The following is a 22,016-nucleotide window of genomic DNA, read 5'->3' as shown; positions in this document are numbered from 1 at the left end:
CCCTGATGCTTTTGAACCTTGAGCATCAGGCCGTGGCCTTGTTTTATCTCCCTCCCGCCCGCATTACATAGTATTAACAAGCGTGCTAATGACTTCCTCGGGATCGTCATTGGCCGCCACACTCCCAATGTGCAGGTGAACCATGAGCCAACTCGCCGAGACCGCCTTATCGGTGCTGGATCTAGCCCCCATCCGCGAGGGCGGCAGCGCCGCTGAAACCTTCGCCAACAGTGTAGAGCTCGCCCAGCGCACCGAGCAGCTGGGCTACACCCGTTTTTGGCTGGCCGAGCACCACAATATTGCGGGTATCGCCAGCGCCGCCACGTCCGTTTTGATCGGCCACGTGGCCGGGCATACCTCACGCATTCGCGTAGGTAGCGGTGGCATCATGCTACCCAACCACGCGCCGCTGGTGATCGCCGAGCAGTTCGGCACGCTGGAAACGCTCTATCCTGGGCGTATCGACCTGGGCCTCGGCCGGGCCCCGGGTTCGGACGGCGCGACCATGCGCGCCATGCGGCGAAGCGCCCAGGCCGGCGTCGACGACTTCCCCGCCCAGCTTGACGAGCTGACCCGCTACTTAAGCGATGAAGCACCGGGCCAGCAGGTCAAGGCCGTTCCCGGCCAGGGGACCCACGTACCCACCTGGCTTTTGGGCTCCAGCGGCTACAGCGCGCAGCTTGCCGCACGCCTTGGCCTGCCGTTCGCGTTTGCCGCCCAGTTCGCCCCGGGGTACCTATTCGAGGCGTTACGGCTCTATCGCGATAATTTCCGCCCCTCCGAGGTGCTTTCAAAACCGCACGCCATGGTGGGGCTTCCGGTCATGGCCGCCGAAAGCGATGAAATGGCGCGCTACCTGGCCACCACCGCGCAGCAGAAGTTTCTCAACCTGATCCGCGGCAAGCCTACCCAGTCAAGGCCGCCGGTCGAGCAGCTCGACTGGACGCCCATGGAGCAGGCCCAGGTCAGCCAGTTTTTGGGCGCCGCGATCATTGGCGGCCCACAGACGGTCAAGGAAGGGCTCGAGGCGTTCCAGGCGCAAACCGGCGCCGACGAGCTGATGATCAATAGCGACTTCTTCAATCAGGAAGACCGGCTGAAAAGTTACGAGATCGTCGCCGAGGTCGCGCGTTAACGCCCTCGAGACATCGTGTTTTACCCATTAACGTTTAGCGAATAGCCCATGACCGATATGACGATCGCGCCGATGACGAAGGACGACTTTCGGGCTTTTTGGCCTACCTTTAGCGCCATTGTAGAGGCCCAGGAGACCTACGCCATCGCGCCGGATATCTCGTTTGACGCCGCTTACGCGCTCTGGTGCGAGGCGACCGCGGCCACGCTGGTGGTCAAGGATAGTCAGGGCGCGGTGTTGGGCTCGTACTATCTAAAAGCCAACGCGGCGGGTCCGGGCCAACATGTGTGCAACTGCGGCTACATGGTAGCCCAGGCTGCCCGCGGCCGCGGGCTTGCCCGTACCCTGTGCGAGCACTCGCAAACGCTTGCCAAAGAGCACGGCTTTCTCGCCATGCAGTTCAACGCCGTGGTCAGCACCAACGAAATTGCCGTAGCGCTCTGGCAAAAGCTTGGGTTCAGCTTTGCCGGCACCGTGCCAGGCGCATTTCGCCACCCCACCCAAGGGTTGGTGGACACCTACGTCATGCATAAATTTCTATAACGGCGCATTTCCCGCTAAATTTCCCGCCCCTTTTGCCGATAACGCTACTAACGCAGTGAACCCAACGGATCGCTGCGTTGGCATTCCCTGCTACCAGCGTAACGCCTTATCGGATCGCGACGCTGGCTTTTCCTGCTATTGCTCTGCTTGAGTGAGATCCTAAAGTACATGAAGAATATATCCGTAAAATATGCCTTGGCTGGGGCATTGGGATTGCTGGTGGTCATGTTATTGATCGTGGCCGCATTAGGAATACGCGCCGAGAATAGCGCCGTTAATAGTCTCTCGGCCCTGGATGAAGTCGCCGCTCGTCAAACGACGTACATCAATCGCACCGAAGTCAACCTGATGGAAGTCAGAGTACGCCTGGAGCATTATCAGGAATATGCCGAAGGCGGCAATACCGCGTTGGCCGACCTGGCACTGGAGCGTGCCCGGGCCGCCCTGACGCGGGCCGGTGAACGCTTCGCCGAATTCAGTGCCATCCAGGTGCCGGCGGACTCGCCGCGCGCGTCACTGATCAACTCGTTAAACAGCGAGTACGCGCGGCTGGTAAGCCCTGCACTGCTGAGCGCCTTGACTCAGGAGGGCTATGACGCCCTGATGGTCCAACGTAGCCGGCTCAACGAGCAGTTCGATACGTTTACCCAAAACGTACGCGACTTTAACGAATACACGCGCAACTTTGCTCAAAAGACCACCGCCGCCGCCGAGGCGTCACGTAACCGCGATACCCTCATTTTTGGGGTCTTGATTGCGCTTGCGTTAATCGCATATGCAGTCGTGCAAGTCGGTATCAACCGGCTGGTCGTGGCACCGTTACAAGGCGCCGTCAAACTTTGCGAACGTATCGCCCAGGGGGATCTAACCCAAAGTGTCGAGGCGCGCGGGCGTAACGAGATCGGGCGGCTTTACAGCGCCATGAGCGATATGCAGACCCAGCTACAGCAAATGATGACGACGCTTGGGAAAAGCAGCCGTACCGTGGCCGCCAACTCCCGCGAGATCGCCGGCGGAAGCCAAGACCTTGCCTCGCGTACCGAGCAGCAAGCCGCCGCCATTCAGCAAACGGCGGCCAGCATGGACGAGATCTCCTCGATCGTTCGCCAAAACGCCGACACGGCGGGCCAGGCCGAAAAACTAACGGTCAGCGCCGCGCAAAAAGCCCAACAGGGTCAAACCGAGGCCGAGCGCTCCGGCGAATGGATGCGCGATCTCGAGAAGGACTCCCAGAAGGTTCACGACATCGTTCAGGTCATCGACTCGATCGCCTTCCAGACCAACATTCTCGCGCTTAACGCCTCGGTGGAAGCCGCCCGCGCCGGCGAACACGGTCGCGGCTTTGCCGTAGTGGCCAGCGAAGTACGCTCGCTGGCTACCAAGACGACGAACTCTTCGAAAGAGATCCGCACGATGATCGAGGATATCGCCCAGCGTATCGCCGAGGGCGCCAATCAGGCGATCCATAACGGCCAGAGCATGGGCGAGGTCAACAAGGCCGTTCGCCACGTGACCGACATGATGCAGGAGCTGGCCCTGGCGGCCAAGGAGCAGGAGTCGGGCATCGCGCAGATCAGTACGGCCATTGCGCAGATGGACTCCGCAACTCAGGAAAACGTCTCGTTGGTAGAGGCGACCAGTACGGCGTCCGCCTCGCTTGAAGATGAAGCCACTCGCCTGGCATCGATCGTGGAGACCTTTAAACTGCCAAGCGGTGGGCAAGCAGCGACACGCACCCTGGCGCCTGCGCAAAAGCCTGCCCTTTCACTTCCTTCACGCAAGCCCGCCCCCGCCAAATCCCCCAGCGCGGAACCCGAATGGGAGGCGTTTTAACCCCGCAATAAGTCGCCGGGCAGCCTCTGGCTGCCCGGTCCTTTCTGCACGGCGGTTGAAACACCGCAGCCAAAATCAGCTCATCATTCACACGGCGAAGGATTAGCCGGGGGTCTGCTCGGCCAGGGCGTCCTGCAAATAGCGCTCGGCCTGGCCGCTTCCCATGGCGGTGAGGTGCTCGATGTTACGTTCGGGAATGGCTTGGGTGTCGCCATAAAACGCGATGGCTTTCTCGACGCTTGCCTCGCGCAGCAGGTGCACCATGGCGTAGGGCGAACGGTTGGTGTAATTCGAGGCCTCCTCGGGCGCCACACCATCGAAGCAGTAGTCCGGGTGGAAGGTCGCCAACTGGTAAACCCCTTCGTAACCCTGATCAATAAGAATGCTTTCGGCCAGTTCGACGTAGTCCAGATAATGTTCGAAATGCTTGAACAGCGTCGGGAAGACCAGCAACGTGGTCTCGGTGTCCGGATGTTCATCCAGCCACGCGACTTCGTTCATCAGCTCTTCCAGCGCTACTTCGACTTTCTTCGAGCGCACCACGGCGACGCGGATGGCCGCCCTCTCCAGCTCACGCTGGGCAAAAGGGCATATATTCTGTGCCACGATAAAATTGCGCACCCAGCTCAACGTTTGCCCGGCGACTACCTCGTCTGAATATTGCATTACGCTTTACGCCCATCTTCGCATGTCGATGCGCGCCAGTTTACACCAGTGCGCGCAACAATTATGCGTCCACGGTGTTTGGGTTCCGAGTCTGGAAACACTGTAGCGCCGCGTCGTAGGATCTAGTGATGTGCTCATCGAGCAGCTGGCGTGCCGCCTGGGCGTTGCGTTCAAGCGCCAGCACCACGAGCTGGTGGTGTTCCTCGTCGAGTTGCTGGCGAACCGCCGGCATTTCGGGGCCCTGACGGCGGTAGCGGTCGAACTGGTCATGAAGCTGCTCGATGAAGCGCAGTAGCCAGACAGAACCGCAGGGAGCGACCAGGGTGCGATGAAACCGGGTATGCAGCCGCTCCCACTCATCCTCTTTCTCGGGGGCCATATCCGCGCACTTCAAACGATGCTCGGAGGCCAGCAAATCTGCCTCCCAGGTCGCATCACCGTGGGCAATGGCTTGTTCGAACGCCATTCCCTCCAGCGCCAGGCGCGTTTTGGCAATATCGTCCAGCTCGGTACGTGTCAGAGTGGGCACACGAAATCCACGCTGATTCTCCTGAATCAATAGGCCATAGGCCGCCAGCTTATTCAACGCCTCGCGTAGCGGGCTCAACCCCACCTGATAGCGCTCTTTCAAGGCATTGATGGCCAACTTCTCGCCCGCGGCAAAGCGGCCATCGACGAGGTCCCTGCGCAGAATTTCGTAGATCCGGCTGGAGGCCGTAGCATTGGCCGGCGGGCATGGCGTATTCATCATGGCTTCCTTGTGGCGTAGAGCAGCGAACTGCCCGTCACACGTAATGGTTGAAGGTGCGCTGTTGACGCTGCACAAGCCGCTACATTATATTCAGCGTCATTAATAATCGATTTTAAAAAAATAAACGATTTTACCGACGACTTTACCACGGCGCGGTAATCGCGATGAAGCCATCTTAGCGAGCAATACTCCAATGAAACACACCGCACTGTTCTGGGCTTTCTTTCGGGTCGGCATCTTCGGTTTTGGCGGCGGGCCTTCGATGATCCCGTTGGTACACGCCGAAGTGGTCAAACGCTACGAGTGGCTTACCGACGAAGAGTTTGCCGACATTTTGGCCATTGGCAACACCCTGCCCGGGCCCATTGCCACCAAAATGCCGGGTTACATCGGCTATCGGGTAGGCGGCACTCTCGGTTGCATCACGGCGGTTTTGGCCGTTACCGGCCCCATGATCGTCGCCATGATCGTCATGCTGGGCGTGTTCAGCCGCTATCGCGATGTCGCCTGGATCAGTGGCATGGGCCAAGCGGTCATTCCGGTGGTCATGGTGATGATGGGACAACTGACCTGGGACTTTCTGGAGAAATCCAAAGCGTCGCTTGGCTGGCTCGTCAGTAGTGTGATTGCGCTGGTTGCCGGTGCGCTGATCTACTGGCTCGGCGTTCACCCGGGCCTGATCATCGGCGCCATTCTGGCGGCCGCCCTCTTGAAGCCCAAGCCTAAAAAGCCCGTGGAGACCTCGCCATGATTTACTGGGAGCTGTTTCTGGCCTTTTTCATTCCTAATATCATCGGCTACGGCGGCGGCCCGGCCATCATTCCACTGCTCGAGGCAGAGGTCGTTGGCCGCTACGGCTGGATGACCTCTCAAGGGTTTGCGGAAACGCTGGCGCTGGGTAACGCCCTGCCAAGCCCAATCGCCACTAAAATGGCCGGCTACATCGGCTATGAGGTTGCCGGCATCGCCGGTGCGACTATCGCCGTGTTGGCAACCGTCGTTCCCTCGCTGCTGCTCATGCTGGGCGCGCTTGGCATTCTGTACCGCCACCGGGAATCGCCCCAGGTCAAGCGCATGAGTCAGTGGGTACGCCCGGTCATTGCGGTCATGATGGCGTGGCTAACGCTCGGCTTTTTTCTGGAAGGCACGGAAAGCGCCGGCCTCATCCATACATTGATCATTGGCGCTGCCGCCACCGCGGCGCTGGTGTGGTGGAAGATACACCCGGCCTTCGTGGTCATTGGCGCGCTCATTTACGGGGCCACGCTGCTCGGCTGATGACGTTGCCGTGGCCCGGCCGCTTGCGCCCGACACTTATTACGAGCGTTCACCTGGTAGTAACGGCCAAAGCGTTGCATCATGGCGTTTTTGATACGTTAAAGGTGCCCTGCGCTTTATGGCCTTGTTGAGCCCTTCCTCTTCGATTACCGGCTTTTTCAGTGTGTTCCGCTACAGTCGGCGCGCCTTGGCGCTGGTTTGGGGCACCTCCCGCTGGATGATGCTGGGCCTTGCCCTTTGCACGCTGGTGGCTGGTGTTTTGCCCGCGCTGGCGGCCTGGGTAGGCCAGTTGATCGTCGATGGCGTGGTCAGCGCCATGGCGACTTTCGAGGCCGCCGAAGAACCGGTGCTTTTGATCATCATCGCGCCGGTGCTGCAGTTGGTGGCGCTCGAGGCGCTGATCATTGCGCTGATTGCGCTGGCCCAGCGCGGGCTCGCCGCCCAGCAGTCGCTTTTACGCGCGATGCTGGGCCAAAAGGTCAACGTGTTGATTCTCGAGAAAGCCGGCACGCTTTCGCTGGGCCAATTCGAGGACTCCGAGCTTTACGACAAGCTGACCCGCGCCAGGCGCGAGGCCTCTACCCGGCCGCTGGCACTGGTCACCAAAACCTTTGGGTTCATCCAAAACGCGATTTCGCTGGGTAGCTTCAGCGTACTGCTCATTCAGTTCTCCCCCTGGGCGCTATTGATTTTGGCCGTCGGGGCCGTGCCGGTGTTCATCTCCGAGGCGAAGTTTTCCGGCGACGCCTTCCGGCTTTTCCGCCGCCGCTCGCCACAAACGCGTATGCAGAGCTACCTGGAAACCGTGCTGGCGCGCGAAGACAGTATCAAGGAAGTCAAACTCTTTGGTCTCGAGCCGCTCTTTTTACGTCGCTACCGGGCCATTTTCGATGGTCTCTTCGCCGAGGATCGCCTGCTGACACTTAAGCGCGAGGGTTGGGGGTTCGTACTCGGCCTACTGGGCACGCTCACGTTCTATATCGCCTACGGCTGGGTGGTGCTCGAGACGATCGTCGGCGCGATCACTCTGGGCCAGATGACCATGTATCTAATGGTCTTCAAGCAAGGCCAGTCGGCGCTTTCCGCCATTTTGACCGCGATTAGCGGGATGTATGAAGATAACCTGTATCTCTCCAATCTTTACGACTACCTGGAGCACCCCACCGAGCAGGAAGGCGGCACGCTAACTGTGGGCGCAGCACCCGGCGACGGGCTTCGCTTCGAGAACGTGAGCTTCGCCTACCCAGGCGGTGGCCAAGCGCTCGTGGATATCTCGTTGCATCTGTTACCCGGGCAGAGCCTAGCGCTGGTAGGCGAAAACGGTTCGGGCAAGACGACGCTCATCAAGCTGCTGACCCGGCTTTACCAACCCAGCGAAGGACGCATTTTGCTGGATGGTAGCGACCTTCGCGATTGGGACGCTGATACGCTGCGCAAACGCGTAGGCGTCATTTTTCAGGACTTCGTGCGCTACCAGCTCCCGGTAGGCGAGAACCTCGGCGTGGGCGATATCCACGCCTTCGAGGACCAGGCGCGCTGGCAGCAGGCGGCGCACTTCGGCCTCGCCGACCACTTCATCGAGCGCATGCCCAAGGGGTATCACACCCAGCTTGGCCGCTGGTTCAAGGATGGCCAGGAGCTTTCCGGCGGCCAGTGGCAAAAAATCGCGCTCTCGCGGGCCTACATGCGTAAGGACGCGGATATTCTAGTGCTCGACGAGCCCACCGCCGCCATGGACGCCGCCGCCGAAGCCGATGTATTCGCGCGCTTTCGCCAACACAGCCGCGACAAGATGACGATTTTGATCTCGCACCGGTTCTCGACCGTGCGAAGCGCCGGGTTGATTCTGGTGATCGACCAAGGGCGTATTATCGAACAAGGTAGCCACGCATCGCTCATGGAGCTCGAAGGCCGTTACGCACAGCTTTTTCAGTTACAGGCGGCGGGCTACCAGTAAGCGCCTAAAAGCGGCGCTCCTGACTTACGGGGGAGGCCTTGTGGCCCACCCCGCTAAATGCCCCAAGCGAGCATTTACTCATCCCAGGCCGGCGCCATGTCCGGGTTGGCAATGCGTTCGCCGCGGTCGAGGGTCGCGATATCCGCCATTTCGGCCTCGGTCAAGGCGAGCTCGAAGGCCTTGATGTTGCTCTCGATATTACGCGCCTTGGTGGAGGACGGAATGGTGACGATGCCGCGGCCCTTGAGCCAGGCCATGGTGATGTCCGCCGGAGTGACGCCGTGGACACCGGCGATCTGCTTGAGTACCGCATCCTCCATCACCTTGCCCACCGCCAGCGGCATGAACGCGGTGACCTCGATGCCCAGTGACTCGCAGTGTTCGGCAAGCTTGCGGTTTTGCAAGAACGGATGCACTTCGATCTGGTTGGTGAGGATCTCGCCCTTACCGAGAATACCCACCGCCTCGTCGAGCTGGGCGATGGTGAAGTTGGAAACGCCGATGTGGCGCGCCTTGCCTTCCGCCCTGACCTCTTTCAGCGCGGTCAGGTAGTCCGCCATGGGCACTTCGTCGTTGGGCGAGGGCCAGTGAATCAGCAACAGGTCCACGTACTCGGTCTTGAGCTTTTTCAGGGACTCGTCCACGCTCTGCTTGAGCGCATCCGGCTCGAGGCGGTCGTACCAGACCTTGGTGGTCAGGAAGATATCGCCGCGGGCCACGCTGCTATCGCGAAGTACCTCGCCGACGGTCTCCTCGTTGCCGTAAAACTGGGCCGTATCGATGTGCCGATAGCCCGCCTCCAGCGCGGCGTTGATGCTCTCTTTAAGCGTCTCCCCTTCCAGGCGGAAGGTGCCGAAACCGGGATTGGGCAGGGTGTTCGTAGCCATGGGTATCATCCTTTTTGCGTGAAGCACTTGCATGTGCGGTGTCGTTAAGACTTAAGTAGCGATATGGGGCACACGGGAGCCAAGTTCAACCACCCAAGGCAATGCGCTACACTCTTTTCTTTGCCTGCTAATAAGTCCGCCATGCCCCATAACGCCATTGATACATCCTGTGCGCCGCCGATTTACCGCCAGCCCGGGTTTTTGAGCTTTTTACTCGCGCGGCTGGCCGCGGTCTTTGCCATGCAAATCCAGGCGATCGTGGTGGCCTGGCAGGTGTACGACATTACCCGCGATGCAATGTCGCTGGCCTACGTGGGGCTGGCCCAGTTTCTGCCCATGGTCGTGTTGCTGTTGCCCGCAGGCGATGTGGTCGACCGTTTCTCGCGCAAGCGTATACTCCTGCTGAGTTGGGCGGTACAGGGGCTATGTAGCGCGCTTTTGTGGGTACTCGCCCAGGCGGCCCATGAAAGTATTACGGAAATCTATCTGGTGCTGGCGCTTTTTGGCTGCGCCCGGGCGTTTACCGGCCCTACCCTGCAAAGCCTTTTACCCAATATCGTGCCGCGTGCCCAGCTTGCCCAGGCCATTGCGCTGAATAGCTCGATCATGAAGGTCGCGGTCATCAGCGGGCCGCTGCTGGGCGGCGTGCTTTATAGCGTAGGCGGCGGAGAGCTTGCCTACGCGGTGTGCCTGGGTTGCTTTATCGTCGCACTCGGTTTTCTGCTGCGGGTGCCGGTGCGCTACGTCGAGAAAGTGAAGGTGCTCGAAAGTACCGCCTGGAAGCGCTTCTCGGCAGGCATTGCCTACATCCGCCATCAGCCGATCATTTTGGGGGCCATTTCGCTGGACCTTTTCGCCGTGTTATTGGGCGGCGTGGTAGCGCTATTGCCCATTTACGCCCAAGAGGTGCTGCACGTGGGCGCCGAAGGCCTTGGCGCATTGAGAAGCGCCATCGCCATTGGCGCGCTATTGATGGGGCTTTATCTGGGCGTGCGGGGCATTACCCGCCGCGCCGGGCACGTGATGTTTGCCGCGGTGGCGGTCTTTGGGCTGGCAAACCTGGTGTTCGCGTTTTCCCACTATTTCTGGCTGTCGATGGCCGCCATGCTGGTGGCGGGGGCGGCGGACATGATCAGCGTTTACGTGCGCACGACGCTGATTCAGCTGGCCACGCCGGATGAGATGCGCGGCCGGGTAAACGCGGTCAATATGCTGTTTATCGGCTCGAGCAACGAGCTTGGGGAGTTTCGTGCGGGAAGCATGGCCGCAGGCCTTGGCGTGGTGCCAGCGGCGGTAATCGGCGGCGTGGGCACACTGGCCGTGGTCGGCGCGTGGATGAAGCTCTTTCCCACGCTACGCCGGGTGGATCGTTTCGACGATGCCCGCTGAGTGCGCCGCGGGGCTTTGCGCCACCATGCTGACTACACTGCCTACCACGATCAAACAGGGTGAAGGGAGCGGGTGCGCGGCCAGACGCTTGGGCATATCCAAAAGCGTGCCGACGAGCGCTTGCTGCTCGGGCTGGCTGGCGTTGGCCACCAGCATGATCGGCCAACCGTCCGGCAGGCCTGCCTGGCGTAAGCTCTGACAAATCGCCTCGATCTTTGAAAGCCCCATGTAGAACACCAGGGTTTCGTTCTGGCGCGCAAGTGCCTGCCAGTCCGGCGCGCCGCCTTCACGGCAGAGCTGGGCGGTAATGAAACGAAGCTGCTGGGCGTGGCCGCGGTCGGTCAGCGGAATACCCATGCTGGCCGCCGCTGCCGAGGCGGCGGTAATACCAGGCACGATGCGGGCCTTGATATCCGCCTCGGCCAGTGAAAAAAGCTCTTCGCCCATGCGCCCAAAAATGCCCGGGTCACCGCCTTTCAAACGCACGACCGACTTGCCCGCCCGGGCAAGTGTGACCAGCTGCGCGCCGATATCGGCTTGGGGCACGCTGTGATGGCCGCGGCTCTTGCCCACGTAATAGCGCTCGGCGCCGGCGTGTATAAGGGCCAGCACCTCATCGTCCACTAACCGGTCATAAACCACGGCGTCGGCCTGCATCAAAAGCCTGGCGGCTTTCAGCGTTAGAAGCTCGACATCGCCGCTGCCCGCGCCCACCAGGTAAACCGTGCCCTTCTCGCACTCGCCACGGGTAGGTAAACACAGATGCTCCTTGCGGGGCGTCACGCAGGACCACACCTGTCGGCTGACGCGCATTAGCGCCTCAGGCCATTTTTGTAACCGGTGTCTGCTTAGGACGCGCATGGCCCCGCTCCTTTTCAAGAATCGATTCAAGTTCAGACAGGCACCGAGCGTGTCGATGCGTTCATGGCCGCTGCGTACCCTCTGATGGCCTGCTGAGACTTAACGGGGCAGGCTGCAAACACCGGAAAACCCGTTCGGCGGGGCGCCCGGCAGCCGCCACTTCAGGCAATCATTATACACACCCGCCGCGCCGCGCGATCTTCGCTTCCGAGCGTGGCGAGGCCTCCCGGCCTAAACGATGCCTGGGCCTAAACGCAAAAAGCGCCGCCTCTTGATACAAAGCGGCGGCGCTATAAAAGGATTGGCGTTTTCTGGGCGCTTCGAGCTTGCCCCGAGTTCTAGCCTTCGTCGCTATCCAAAAACGCGATCAGGGCCTTATTGAACGCCTCAGCATGGGTGACGTTGAGGCCGTGGGGCCCGCCGCTAATAGTCTCGAACTTCGAATGGGGCAGCGTTTCACTGGCCCGCTTGCCGCTGACCTCGACCGGTACGATACCGTCGGCGTCGCCGTGCAGCACCAGCGTCGGCAGCTTCATTTTGGGCAGATCGTCGCGGAAGTCGGTGTAGCTGAAGGCCTTGACGCAATCAAACGTCGCCTTGGGCGAGGCGAACGCCGCAATGTCGCGGTGGTACTGACGGTTGGGCTCGCTGATCAGATCGGTCTTGTCGCCGGCGGCGAAAAAGTTTTTGGTGAAATCCTCCAAAAACGCGAGGCGATCGCCCCGAATGCCGTCCAGGAACTGGTTAATGGTGGCATCGTCCAGCCCTCCGTCCGGGTTGTCATCAGCCTTGTAAAGATATGGGGGTACCGCTGCCGCCAGCACCGCCTTACTGACTCGATCGGTGCCGTAGCTTGCGATATAGCGGGCTACCTCACCGCCACCCATGGAAAAACCAACCAGCGTTGCGTCATGAACGTCGAGAGCGTCGAGCAGCTTTTTAAGATCCGCCGCCAGGGTGTCGTAATCGTAGCCGCCGTCGGCCTGGGTGGATTTACCGAAGCCCCGGCGATCGTAGGTGATGACCTTATAGCCCGCCTCGACCAGCGCCGGCACCTGCGGCTCCCAAGCGCGCCCGCTGAGCGGCCAGCCATGAATCAGCACCACGGGCTTACCCGCCCCGTGGACCTCGTAATAAAGCTCGACCGGTGTTCCTTGCTCGGTTCCTGCATTGAGCAGCGGCATCGTTTCACCCTCCAAATTGGTTGAACGTGATAACAGCGTGTCATGAAAGGCTAGTACAACTCTTCACGGCTTACCAAATGCTTGCCGGGCCAAGTGGGTGCCAGCTTTGGGCGAAGGTACGCCAGAAAATTGCTATGCTGAGCCGCGTTGTCCACCACTTTAGGAGCAAGTATTGGTGAAGACCGAGTCCGGTACATTGGCTTTTTCCGCATTCATGGCGCTTTTGATCGGTGTCGTGGGCATCGCGGCCACGCTTGCTTCCAACTCCCAAGCCATATTGCTGGATGGCCTTTTCAACATGATCTATTTCGTCGTGGCGCTGGTCACCATCAAGGTGAGCAAGATGGCGAGCCAGCCGGACAGCGACGCCTATCCGTTCGGCTATAGCTACTTCGAGTCGGTGGTCAATCTCTGTAAGGGGCTACTGATTTTTGGGGTCTCGATCTTTGCGCTGGTCGACGCGATTGCCGCGCTTTTGACCGGGGGCCGCGAAATATCCGCGGGTATCGCAGTCGTGTATGCAAGCTTTGCGACTCTGGCCTGCTCGCTGACCGCTTGGGTGATGCATAAAAGCGAGCGCCACGTGGTCAGCCCCTTGGTAGCCGCGGACAAGCTCAACTGGGTGGTGAACAGTATTATCTCGGCGGCGGTACTCACCGCGTTTTGCCTAGTGGTACTGTTCGATAAGCTGGGGTTCGAGCGCGTTCTGCCCTATGTCGACTCGATTCTGGTGATCGCGGTCGTGGTGCTTTGTCTGGGCGTGCCCATCCGTATGGCGAGCCAGGCGTTGGGCGAGCTGGTCAACAAGGCCCCCACGGAAGCGGTAGCGGCACCGGTTCGCGAGGCCGTGGCGCGGGGGCTCGAAAGCATCGATGCGCTGGAGGTACGCGTTCGCATCGTGCGCCCGGGTCGGCTTTTGTACGTGATGGTCCACGTCGTGCTGCCTGAAGATCAGGCGTCGATGTCGCTGATTACCCAGGACGCCCTTCGCGACCGGGTCGACGAACACGTGCGCCGCCACTACTCGCCGGTGGTGTGCGACGTCGTGTTTACCGTCGACACGCGCTGGGCGGCGCCGACCAGTGGGCTACTGGTGCGTCAAATCAGCTGAATTCCTCCGTGGTTTGCAAAGCGAACATTGCTACCCTAAAACGCCAACGAGAGCTTTGCCATGTACACCCAGGCCCTGCTGGCCGGTCTTCAGGAACGACTCACCCAGGCACTACCCTGCTGGCAGTTGCCCGCCGATTCGCACGTCAAGCTTCTCACCACCTCGGAAAACGCCACCTTTTTGACGACGAGCCCCGCTACCGGACAGACGTACACGCTTCGCGTACATCGCCCGCATTATCACTCAAGGCGAGAGATCGAATCGGAGCTTGCTTGGCTCGACAATCTACGCCGGGCCCGTAGGGTCGAAACACCTTCACCGCTGCCTACCCTCACAGACAGCCCGGTCATTCAACTCCGGCTCGACGGCCGCTGCTTTTACGCCGTAGCGTTCGAGTATATCGAAGGGGAAGCCCCGAACTGGGGCCAAGAGCTGCCCGACGGGTTCGAAAAGCTGGGGGCGATCACCGCTTCACTTCACGAGCACAGCAAAGCCTGGCAGCCACCGACGTGGTTCGTTCGCAAACGGTGGGACCTGGAAACGATGATCGGGCCGAACGCCCTCTGGGGCGACTGGCGACAAGCCCCGGGTATCACGGCGCCGGATAAACGCGCGATCGAACGGGCCATCGCGCGGATTTACCGGTTCATTCGCGCGTACGGCAGCGACGAGCGGCGCTACGGATTGATACACGCCGACCTGCGTCCGGCCAACCTGCTGGTGAACGCCGAGCAGCTGTCGGTCATCGATTTCGACGACAGTGGTTTTTGCTGGTACGCGTTCGATTTCGCCGCTGCCATCAGCTTTTTCGAGCTCGACCCGCTCGTCCCTCGACTGCGCAAGGCGTGGCTTCGCGGTTATCGAGGTGTTGCCGCCTTCGACGAGCACGACGAGGCCGCGCTCGATACGTTTATTATGATTCGGCGCATCATGCTGAGTGCCTGGCTCGTCAGCCACGCCGAAAGCCCCACTGCGAAATCACTGAGCGACGGTTTCATCCAGGGCACCGCCGCCCTGGCGCGAACGTATTTAGGCATCTCGAACCTGGCGCCGCGCTTACACATTGGTTGAAAGAATCCAACCACGAGCCAACATCGAGGCACGCCCTCCCGAAAAAGCCTGACCACCGTCGGCTCGTTCGCGCAGCCTATCAGGCAAGGCGCCGTGCCTGATGGAGCAGCAGATAGAACACACTCAAACAGCCCGCCAGCGAAAGCCACGCGCTGTGTCTTCTGCTGAGGCTGTTGGTGAAACCCGGCGATACGGTGTTCGCGGAGTCCTTTGATTACTACAACCTCTTTGGCCTTTTACATATGCACGGCGTGCGTCTCATCGGCGTGCCACACTTGGCCGACGGGCCGGATCTCGAGCAGTTGCAAGCGCTGTTCATGCAGCTCGCGCGCCATATGGGCGCCACACTGGTCACGGCTCGATCATAACGGTTGGGAAGTCTTCACCCCGCCGACAGGCGGGATGTTCGGATGGGCAAAGCCGCCCGTTGAAGAAAGCGAGGCGATTGAATGTCGCTTATATGCAGGATGAAAGCGTTTTAAAATTCATCCGCGCCTTTCAATGAGATCGGGCACCCGAAGGTGCCCGATAGGGTATTCATCTTGCGCCGGCGATTACTCGCTAGAGGCGTTTTGCGGCTCAATACGGTAAAGGCCTCCGTCCTCTTCGTCGGTAAGCACGTAAAGCATGCCGTCCGGGCCCTGGCGGACGTCGCGGATGCGACCCAGCGTGTCGGCCAGCAGCATCTCTTCGTGCACGATCTGGTTGTCGTCATCCAGCACCAGGCGATGGAGCTGCTCGCGGTTCAAGGAGCCCGCGAACATATTGTTCTGCCACTCAACAATGTCACCGGTGTAGAACGCCAGCCCCGACGGCGCCATGGAGTCTTCCCAGATATGGTTCGCGGGCGTCACGCCGGGCGCCTCACGTCCCAGGCCGATATGCTCTTCGGTGGTGTACTCGGTACCGTGAGCGATCATCGGCCAGCCGTAGTTCGCGCCTTCGTCTACCCGGTAGAGGCGGTCGCCGCCGTTGGGGCCGTGATCCACCGCCCATACTTCGTTGGTGTCCGGGTGAAGCGCCAGCCCCTGGTTGTTGCGGTGGCCGTAAGAGTAGATTTCCGGGCGCAGGTTGCCGGGTTCCACGCCGATGAAGGGGTTGTCTGGATGAGCGCCGCCATCCTCATTTAGACGAATCATTTTGCCGCCGGGGTTGGTTAGATCCTGGGGCAGGTTCTGAACGTTACGGTCGCCGATCGGGAAGATCATCGAGCCATCGCCGGGAAAGACGATGCGCGAGCCGTAGTGGGCACCAGGATGCGTACGCGGTACCTGGGTGTAAAGGGTTTCCAGATCGGTCAGCGTAGCGTTGTCCGCGTCGATACGTGCGCGCGCCACCGCGGTGCCGGTGCCGTAGTCCGGCTCGTAGGTGCTAAAGGCGCGGGGGTCGCCAGGGCTTGAGTAGGTGAAGTAGACCCAGCCGTTGTCGGCGTAGTCCGGATGCACCACGACATCCAACAGCCCGCCCTGGTTACCGCCCTCGACGGCGGAGTCCTCGTCCTCCTCCACATCGGTTTTAGGGAGGTTGTCGAGCTCGATCACGTTATCGCCATCGATCAATTGAAGCCGACCCGGGCGCTCGGTGATCAGCATGCGACCATCCGGCAGCCATGCCACGCCCCAGGGGTGCTCCAGCCCGCCAACGACGCGCGTGACGTCGAACGTGGTTTCCTCGCTTTCCACGTCCGTCGCCACGCTCTCTTCCACCACGCTGACCTCGGCCTGCGCCCCGGCCGCCATCGCTAAAAATGCCGCGCCCACCGCCCACCGAAGCGGCGCCGGCTTCAAGGGCATTTTGAGTACCTTTTGGCTCGTCATGATCTACTCCTTTAGAAAAGATTAACGTGGGTTAACTGAGACGATATTTTTTTAGCGTAGGGGAGCTTTGCAAAGCCCACAAATAGCGCTTTGCTAATAAAGAAACACTGATGGAACGTTGGTTGTCTGCTGTGATGGCAATAAAGCGATGCTTTAGCCCACTAGCGCCTCGAGTTCATCCACCAACGCCTTGGGCAGCGTCACACCGTGACCCAAGCTATGCTCGCGGGCGGCAAACCGACGCTCTGATGGCAGCCTCGCGCCTTGGCCCAGAATACTGTCAAACAGCACTTCGCCGTGCTGAAGGTGGCGTGCGGCGTGCTCGCCGAGGAATACCTTGGGCGATAGCGCAATAATGAGCTCGCCATGAAATGGCTTGCCGGTCTTCTCCGCATTCGCCGGCTGGGTTTCATGGCCAAGTACATCGCCGATCAGTGGCCCGGCCAGAAGCGCAATCATGGTCGAAAGCGCCGAGCCCTTGTAGCCGCCAAACGTGTGCATAGCGCCTGCCAATGCCGCCTCGGGGTCGGTGGTCGGCTCGCCTTTATCGTCCATCGCCCAGTGGTCAGGGATCGTTTTGCCTGCGCGCTTGTGCAGCTCGATCTCCCCGCGCGCTACTACGCTTGTGGCAAAATCAAACGTGTAGGGCGTGCCGCCCGGGCGCGGCCAGGAAAAGGCGATCGGGTTGGTGCCCAGAAGCGGTGCGTTACCACCCGCTGGGGCCACGAACGCGTGGGTCGGGGTCATGGCAATACCGACAAGCCCTTCGCTTGAAAGCGCTTCCACCTCGGGCCACAACGCCGAAAAGTGAAAGCAGTTGTTGATGGCAAGGGCGGCCATGCCGGTCTGGTTGGCTTTCTCTATCAGCAGCTTTTTACCCATCTCAAAGGACAGCAGCGAGCAGCCCTGGTGGGCATTGACCCGGACAATGCTCGCCGCCTGATCAATGATCTCTGGCAGGGCGTGCGTATCCACACCGCCGTTTCGCGCGGTGTTCACACAACCAATCAGGCGATAAAGGCCGTGGGAGTGGCACTCGTCGCGCTGTGCGGCCAGCACGCTGCGCGTGATGGCTTCAGCGTGGGCCTGGCTGTAGCCATTGTGCTGAAGCACGGTCAAACTCAAGGATTCGGCCTCCTCGAGCGTCAGGGTAATCTCTTCGCTCATAACAACACGCTCCGTTTTTATTAGATTCAGGCGTAAAAAAGGCAGGTAATGGCTTACCTGCCGAGCTATTGATCTGCTTATCAGTCCATCCTGATATGCCGATAACCCGAACGGCTACCGGCATTGATGAAAAGCCGCGTTACACTTCGCGCTTGCCATCCATCAGACGGCTTACCTTGAGCGGGTTGCCTTCTTTCAGTGCTTCAGGCAGCAACGCTTCAGGCAGCGACTGGTAGCATACCGGACGCAGGAAGCGCTTGATGGCGGCAGTACCCACCGACGTGGTGCGGCTGTCCGAGGTAGAGGGGTACGGGCCGCCGTGCACCATGGCATGGCATACCTCGACCCCCGTGGGCCAACCGTTGACCAGGATTCGCCCTGCCTTGCGCTCCAGCGTGGGGACCAGGCCCCTCGCAGCGTCAACATCAGCATCGTTCATGTGTACCGTGGCGGTGAGCTGACCTTCAAGCTGCTCGGCGACTTTTTTCACCTCGGCCATGTCCTGGCATTCGATGATCAGCGAGCTTGCACCAAAGACCTCTTCCTGAAGCACTTTAGAGGCAAGAAAATCGCTGGCGCTGGTGGCAAACAGGCCTGTCTGGCACTGATAGCTGCCGCTGCCGGTTTGGCCACGGGCAATTTCACGCACGTTGGCATCATCACTCAGCCTGGAAACGCCTTCTTCATAAGCGCTGTGAATCCCCGGTGTCAGCATGGTCTGCGCGCCGCTGGCTTCCACAGCTTTTTGCGCAGCCTGAGTGAACGACTCAAGGTCGGCGCCCTTAACCGCGATCACCAGGCCCGGACTTGTGCAGAACTGGCCGGCACCCATGTTCAGCGAGCCCACGAAGGCTTCGCCCAATGCCTGGCCGTTGGCCTTGAGCGCTTCGGGTAGCAGGAACACCGGGTTGATGCTGCTCATTTCGGCATATACAGGAATCGGTTGTGGCCGCTCCTGTGCTGAGCGCATCAGCGCCGTGCCGCCGCTACGCGAGCCGGTAAAGCCCACGGCCTGAATGCGTGGGTCCGTGACCAGCGCCTGACCGATTTCATTACCTGCGCCGAAGAGCAGCGAGAAGACGCCTTCCGGCAGATTGCAGGCTTTTACGGCTTTTTGAATCGCGCGGCCCACAAGTTCGGAGGTGCCGGGATGGGCAGAGTGGCCTTTCACCACAACGGGGCAACCGGCGGCTAGAGCGGAGGCGGTATCACCACCAGCCACCGAGAACGCCAGCGGGAAGTTGCTGGCGCCGAATACGGCTACCGGCCCCAGCGCGATATGGCGCTGGCGTAAATCGGCACGCGGCAGCGGCTGACGCTCCGGCATGGCAGGGTCGATGCGCACGTCAAGCCATTCACCCGCACGCACAACGGATGCAAACAAGCGAAGCTGCCCGCAGGTTCTGCCGCGCTCGCCCTCAAGGCGCGCTTGGGGCAGGCCCGACTCGGCCATGGCACGCTCGATGAGTTCACTACCAATCGCTTCGATCTCATCGGCAACGGTTTCAAGAAACGTGGCGCGCGCGTCAAGCGAGGTTTCGCGGTAAGTATCGAACGCGTCCCAGGCAAGCGTACATGCCTGCTCGACGTGGCTGCGATCACCACCAACGTAGACCGGTTCAAGCGACTCGCCAGTGGCCGGGTTGGTTGCCTGAATATTTTTGCTTGTGCCGGTGACAACCTGCTGACCGATTAAGAGTTTGCCTTCCAATGCCATGGTCGATCTCCTAGTAGATTCGCGTAGGGCGCCACCTTCAATGCGCCTACTTGTATGAATAGTACGTCTTGTATGCACGTTTTAGATGTTGATACATGGCGGCATTCGCCGCCTTTGCATCGCGTGCCAGAATCGCGTCAAGTATGTCAGCGTGCTCCTGCCCCACCCTTTCCAGGTACTGGTAAGTCGTTTGCGAGTCAGCTTCCACGGCCATCAACTTTGCGCGAGGAATGGCGCCCACGTCCCACTGTTCATAAATGGTGACGAACGCCGGGTTATGCGTTGCCTGAGCAATGGCGGCGTGAAAGGCAAGGTCCTCGTCACGCGCTTGGGTGGTCTGCTGGCAGGCCTGAAGAAACTCTTCATGCACCTTGAGCAGGCACTGCTTGTCCTGCTCATCGTGCCGACTGGCCGCCAGGGCCGCCACCTCCGGTTCAATCGTCAGGCGTAGCTCGAGGATATTTAAAATGTCCTCAATCGTGCGTAGCCGAATCTTCTTCTCGGGACTTCTATGCTCGGGGAGTGAACGCAGTACGCGCGTCCCGATCCCGCGGCGGGTCTCAACAAGCCCTTGTGACTTCAGGTGAGTGATGGCTTCACGTATGACCGTACGGCTTACGCCGAACATATCGCACAACGCGCCTTCAGGGGGGAGCTTATCGCCTACCGCAATTTCTTGCCGTGCGATAATGCTTTCCAACTGCTGGGAAACCTGCCGAGACAAGCTACCACCATGCACTAAAGGCTGTATGCCAAGACTATTCATACTTAACCAACTCTCGCGTAGACCCAAATTAAGGCTTGTTTAATGCCCTCCGTAATGCTTGATACTATATAGTATTTACTACTTTTTTTAATCATACATATGACAATCAGTCATCTGGGTGATTAGACGAGGCAAACTTGCCGCCCTGGTAAATTACTTCAGGCGCATTGGCCTCTGGCGTGTCGCCTCGCGACTCGATTTCTTCGCGCCATTGTTCCGAGCTGTGCTGAGGTTTCCAACCCAGAAACGATACCCGCTGATTATCCCACCACTGCTCGGCATTATCCGAGACACCGTAGATAACGGTATTGGCAAGCTTGGGTGCCTGGAAAGCGCGCTCGAACATGCTCATCAGGTCTTCAACGTGTAGCCAGGTAGCCAACATGCGTGTGTCGGCGGGTTTGGGAAAGCAGGAGCCGATACGCACGCTCAGCGTTTCGATGCCGAACTTGTCGAAATAGAGGCTGGCAAGGTCTTCACCAAAGCACTTTGAAAGCCCGTAAATGGAATCAGGACGGTGCGGCACCTGGGTGTCGATTTTCTGCGTACGCTCGTAAAAACCGATGGTGTGGTTCGAGCTTGCAAAGACGATGCGAGGCTTACCCAGATGGCGGGCAGCTTCATACAGGTTGTAAGTGCCGATGATGTTGGCCTGCAAAATCCCCTGCCAGGGTTTCTCGAGCGATACGCCACCCAAGTGGATGATACCGTCACACCCGTCTACCAGCGCCTTCACACCTTCGTAATCCGCCAAATCGCACGTCACGACCTCTTCGTGAGACGTGGGGTTTTCGATATCCGAGATATCGGAAAGGCGAACATGTTTGGCAAGCTTGTTCAAATAGGGGCGAATGGCCTTGCCTACGCCACCTGCTGCACCCGTCACCAATAGTCTGTTCAACATACCAGTCTCCATTTCCTTTTGTATTTGGTCGATATCAAATATCAGATAAACGCCTGCTTATCCTTAAAACCCTCTGCCCTTAAAAACCCTTTGACCTTAAAAACCGTAGAGGAACGCCGGATTATCTACCAATATTTTCTGGCGAGTCTGCTCATCCGCCCAGTCCAGCAGGACATCCAACTGTTCGGCGTCGCTTGGGTACTGCTCGCGCTTAACGCCAACATGCGGCCAGTTGGCCCCCCAGATAACACGATCAGGCGCATGCCCGATGACGCGTTTGGCAATGGGGGCAACGTCTGCATAATCCGGCCCACCCGCAAGGCTGGTTTCGTAAGCACCGCAGATCTTGAACCAGGCATTGCCTTTATCGATCAGGCGCAGAATATCGTCGACGCGGCTATCATCGGCGGCAACCGGGTCAATGAACTTGCCGATATGATCGATAATGTAGCGCCCCTTGATCTTTTCAAGCTCAGCGTAGTGATCAGCCAGGTCGCGGCCGTTGAACTGCACCATCAAATGCCACCCCATATCCTGAATGACCTCTTCAACGGCCAGCATGCGATCAACCCCCACTGCCCCGCCGGGTAGCTGCATAATACGGGCACCGCGCACCCCTTTCTCGTGCAGGCGCTCGATCTCCTCACGCGGTGTTTCAGGCGTAATGACCGCAATGGCGCGCGCAACATCGGGGCCAAACTGCTCAAGCGCCTGGACCAGTGCACCGTTATTTGTCTGGTAGGCATTGGGCTGGGTTATCACTACACGTGAAAGCCCTAGCCACTGCTGCAACTCTTTATAGTTTTCTACCGTTGCAAGCTCGGCAATTTGCGGCCCGCCCGGCTGGGCTTCAAAACCCGGTAGAAAGATATGAGCATGACAATCGGTTGCCCCCGCCGGCGCCTTGAAACGCGGGGACGGGCCAGTTAACGGGCGGGTATTTGCTGGAATCGACATCATGGCTCCTGGTAATAAAAAG

The 22,016-nt window shown here is 59.7% G+C and carries 21 protein-coding genes; 10 read left to right on the top strand and 11 right to left on the bottom strand.

Annotation, left to right across the window (positions count from 1 at the left end; genetic code table 11):
- Positions 1-142: 142 nt before the first annotated feature.
- From ACWFVE_RS03995 to ACWFVE_RS03985, 3 genes are all read left to right on the top strand, one after another.
- Positions 143-1,135, top strand: coding sequence for an LLM class flavin-dependent oxidoreductase (locus ACWFVE_RS03995; RefSeq protein WP_447527999.1), 993 nt, complete (start codon positions 143-145; stop codon positions 1,133-1,135).
- Between the two features lie 48 nt (positions 1,136-1,183).
- A complete protein-coding gene (locus ACWFVE_RS03990; protein WP_447527998.1) occupies positions 1,184-1,678 on the top strand; it encodes an N-acetyltransferase family protein in 495 nt (164 codons plus the stop codon).
- Positions 1,679-1,846: 168 nt separating this feature from the next.
- Positions 1,847-3,511 (top strand): methyl-accepting chemotaxis protein, encoded by a 1,665-nt coding sequence (locus tag ACWFVE_RS03985; protein WP_447527997.1) that lies wholly within the window; start codon positions 1,847-1,849, stop codon positions 3,509-3,511.
- A 102-nt stretch (positions 3,512-3,613) separates the two neighbouring features.
- Here ACWFVE_RS03985 and ACWFVE_RS03980 read toward each other — a convergent pair whose 3' ends face one another.
- The gene (locus ACWFVE_RS03980; protein WP_447527996.1) at positions 3,614-4,177 is read right to left on the bottom strand and encodes a DUF1415 domain-containing protein; all 564 of its coding nucleotides are present in this window, start codon (positions 4,175-4,177) and stop codon (positions 3,614-3,616) included.
- 61 nt (positions 4,178-4,238) lie between these two features.
- Positions 4,239-4,925: a GntR family transcriptional regulator gene (locus ACWFVE_RS03975; RefSeq protein WP_447527995.1), complete on the bottom strand. Its 687-nt coding sequence runs from the start codon at positions 4,923-4,925 to the stop codon at positions 4,239-4,241.
- A 196-nt stretch (positions 4,926-5,121) separates the two neighbouring features.
- On the opposite strand from ACWFVE_RS03975, the gene ACWFVE_RS03970 reads away from it, so the two are divergent.
- From ACWFVE_RS03970 to ACWFVE_RS03960, 3 genes are all read left to right on the top strand, one after another.
- Positions 5,122-5,679 carry a chromate transporter gene (locus ACWFVE_RS03970; protein ID WP_447527994.1) on the top strand — a complete coding sequence of 186 codons (558 nt, stop codon included), beginning with the start codon at positions 5,122-5,124 and terminating at the stop codon, positions 5,677-5,679.
- Positions 5,676-6,206, top strand: a complete 531-nt coding sequence (locus tag ACWFVE_RS03965; RefSeq protein ID WP_447527993.1) for a chromate transporter — start codon at positions 5,676-5,678, stop codon at positions 6,204-6,206. The genes ACWFVE_RS03970 and ACWFVE_RS03965 overlap by 4 nt, the downstream gene beginning before the upstream one ends.
- A gap of 118 nt (positions 6,207-6,324) precedes the next feature.
- Complete coding sequence (locus ACWFVE_RS03960; RefSeq protein WP_447527992.1) at positions 6,325-8,163, top strand: ABC transporter ATP-binding protein; 1,839 nt, start codon at positions 6,325-6,327, stop codon at positions 8,161-8,163.
- Positions 8,164-8,237: 74 nt separating this feature from the next.
- Here ACWFVE_RS03960 and dkgB read toward each other — a convergent pair whose 3' ends face one another.
- Positions 8,238-9,050, bottom strand: coding sequence for a 2,5-didehydrogluconate reductase DkgB (gene dkgB / locus ACWFVE_RS03955; protein WP_447527991.1), 813 nt, complete (start codon positions 9,048-9,050; stop codon positions 8,238-8,240).
- A 141-nt stretch (positions 9,051-9,191) separates the two neighbouring features.
- Here dkgB and ACWFVE_RS03950 point away from each other — a divergent pair, with 141 nt between their 5' ends.
- Positions 9,192-10,439, top strand: coding sequence for an MFS transporter (locus tag ACWFVE_RS03950; protein WP_447527990.1), 1,248 nt, complete (start codon positions 9,192-9,194; stop codon positions 10,437-10,439).
- Here the strand turns inward: ACWFVE_RS03950 and cobA are convergent.
- A complete protein-coding gene (gene cobA / locus ACWFVE_RS03945) occupies positions 10,404-11,300 on the bottom strand; it encodes a uroporphyrinogen-III C-methyltransferase (RefSeq protein ID WP_447527989.1) in 897 nt (298 codons plus the stop codon). The two genes, ACWFVE_RS03950 and cobA, sit on opposite strands and share 36 nt — an antisense overlap.
- A 338-nt stretch (positions 11,301-11,638) precedes the next feature.
- Entirely contained in the window at positions 11,639-12,484 is an 846-nt protein-coding gene (locus tag ACWFVE_RS03940; protein WP_447527988.1) for an alpha/beta fold hydrolase, read from the bottom strand.
- Between the two features lie 175 nt (positions 12,485-12,659).
- Between ACWFVE_RS03940 and ACWFVE_RS03935 the strand changes: the two genes are divergently transcribed.
- The 3 genes from ACWFVE_RS03935 (at position 12,660) to ACWFVE_RS03925 (ending at position 15,034) form a co-directional block, all read left to right on the top strand.
- Positions 12,660-13,595 carry a cation diffusion facilitator family transporter gene (locus ACWFVE_RS03935; protein WP_447530497.1) on the top strand — a complete coding sequence of 312 codons (936 nt, stop codon included), beginning with the start codon at positions 12,660-12,662 and terminating at the stop codon, positions 13,593-13,595.
- Positions 13,596-13,655: 60 nt separating this feature from the next.
- Complete coding sequence (locus tag ACWFVE_RS03930; RefSeq protein ID WP_447527987.1) at positions 13,656-14,666, top strand: phosphotransferase enzyme family protein; 1,011 nt, start codon at positions 13,656-13,658, stop codon at positions 14,664-14,666.
- Between the two features lie 176 nt (positions 14,667-14,842).
- Positions 14,843-15,034, top strand: a complete 192-nt coding sequence (locus ACWFVE_RS03925; protein ID WP_447527986.1) for a hypothetical protein — start codon at positions 14,843-14,845, stop codon at positions 15,032-15,034.
- Between the two features lie 186 nt (positions 15,035-15,220).
- On the opposite strand, the gene ACWFVE_RS03920 is transcribed toward ACWFVE_RS03925, so the two are convergent.
- The 6 genes from ACWFVE_RS03920 to ACWFVE_RS03895 form a co-directional block, all read right to left on the bottom strand.
- Positions 15,221-16,483: a PQQ-dependent sugar dehydrogenase gene (locus ACWFVE_RS03920; protein ID WP_447527985.1), complete on the bottom strand. Its 1,263-nt coding sequence runs from the start codon at positions 16,481-16,483 to the stop codon at positions 15,221-15,223.
- 153 nt (positions 16,484-16,636) lie between these two features.
- On the bottom strand, positions 16,637-17,650 hold the full coding sequence (locus tag ACWFVE_RS03915; protein WP_447527984.1) for an Ldh family oxidoreductase: 1,014 nt from the start codon (positions 17,648-17,650) through the stop codon (positions 16,637-16,639).
- 139 nt (positions 17,651-17,789) lie between these two features.
- Entirely contained in the window at positions 17,790-19,367 is a 1,578-nt protein-coding gene (locus ACWFVE_RS03910) for an aldehyde dehydrogenase (NADP(+)) (RefSeq protein ID WP_447527983.1), read from the bottom strand.
- 46 nt (positions 19,368-19,413) lie between these two features.
- Positions 19,414-20,133, bottom strand: coding sequence for a FadR/GntR family transcriptional regulator (locus tag ACWFVE_RS03905; protein ID WP_447527982.1), 720 nt, complete (start codon positions 20,131-20,133; stop codon positions 19,414-19,416).
- 106 nt (positions 20,134-20,239) lie between these two features.
- Positions 20,240-21,037, bottom strand: coding sequence for an NAD-dependent epimerase/dehydratase family protein (locus ACWFVE_RS03900; RefSeq protein WP_447527981.1), 798 nt, complete (start codon positions 21,035-21,037; stop codon positions 20,240-20,242).
- A 96-nt stretch (positions 21,038-21,133) separates the two neighbouring features.
- A complete protein-coding gene (locus ACWFVE_RS03895; RefSeq protein ID WP_447527980.1) occupies positions 21,134-21,997 on the bottom strand; it encodes an amidohydrolase family protein in 864 nt (287 codons plus the stop codon).
- Between the last annotated feature and the right edge of the window lie 19 nt (positions 21,998-22,016).

It is taken from the genome of Vreelandella mediterranea, assembly GCF_970647075.1.
The sequence above is the reverse complement of the archived record's forward strand: the minus strand, read 5'-3'. Positions and strand labels throughout refer to the sequence as shown.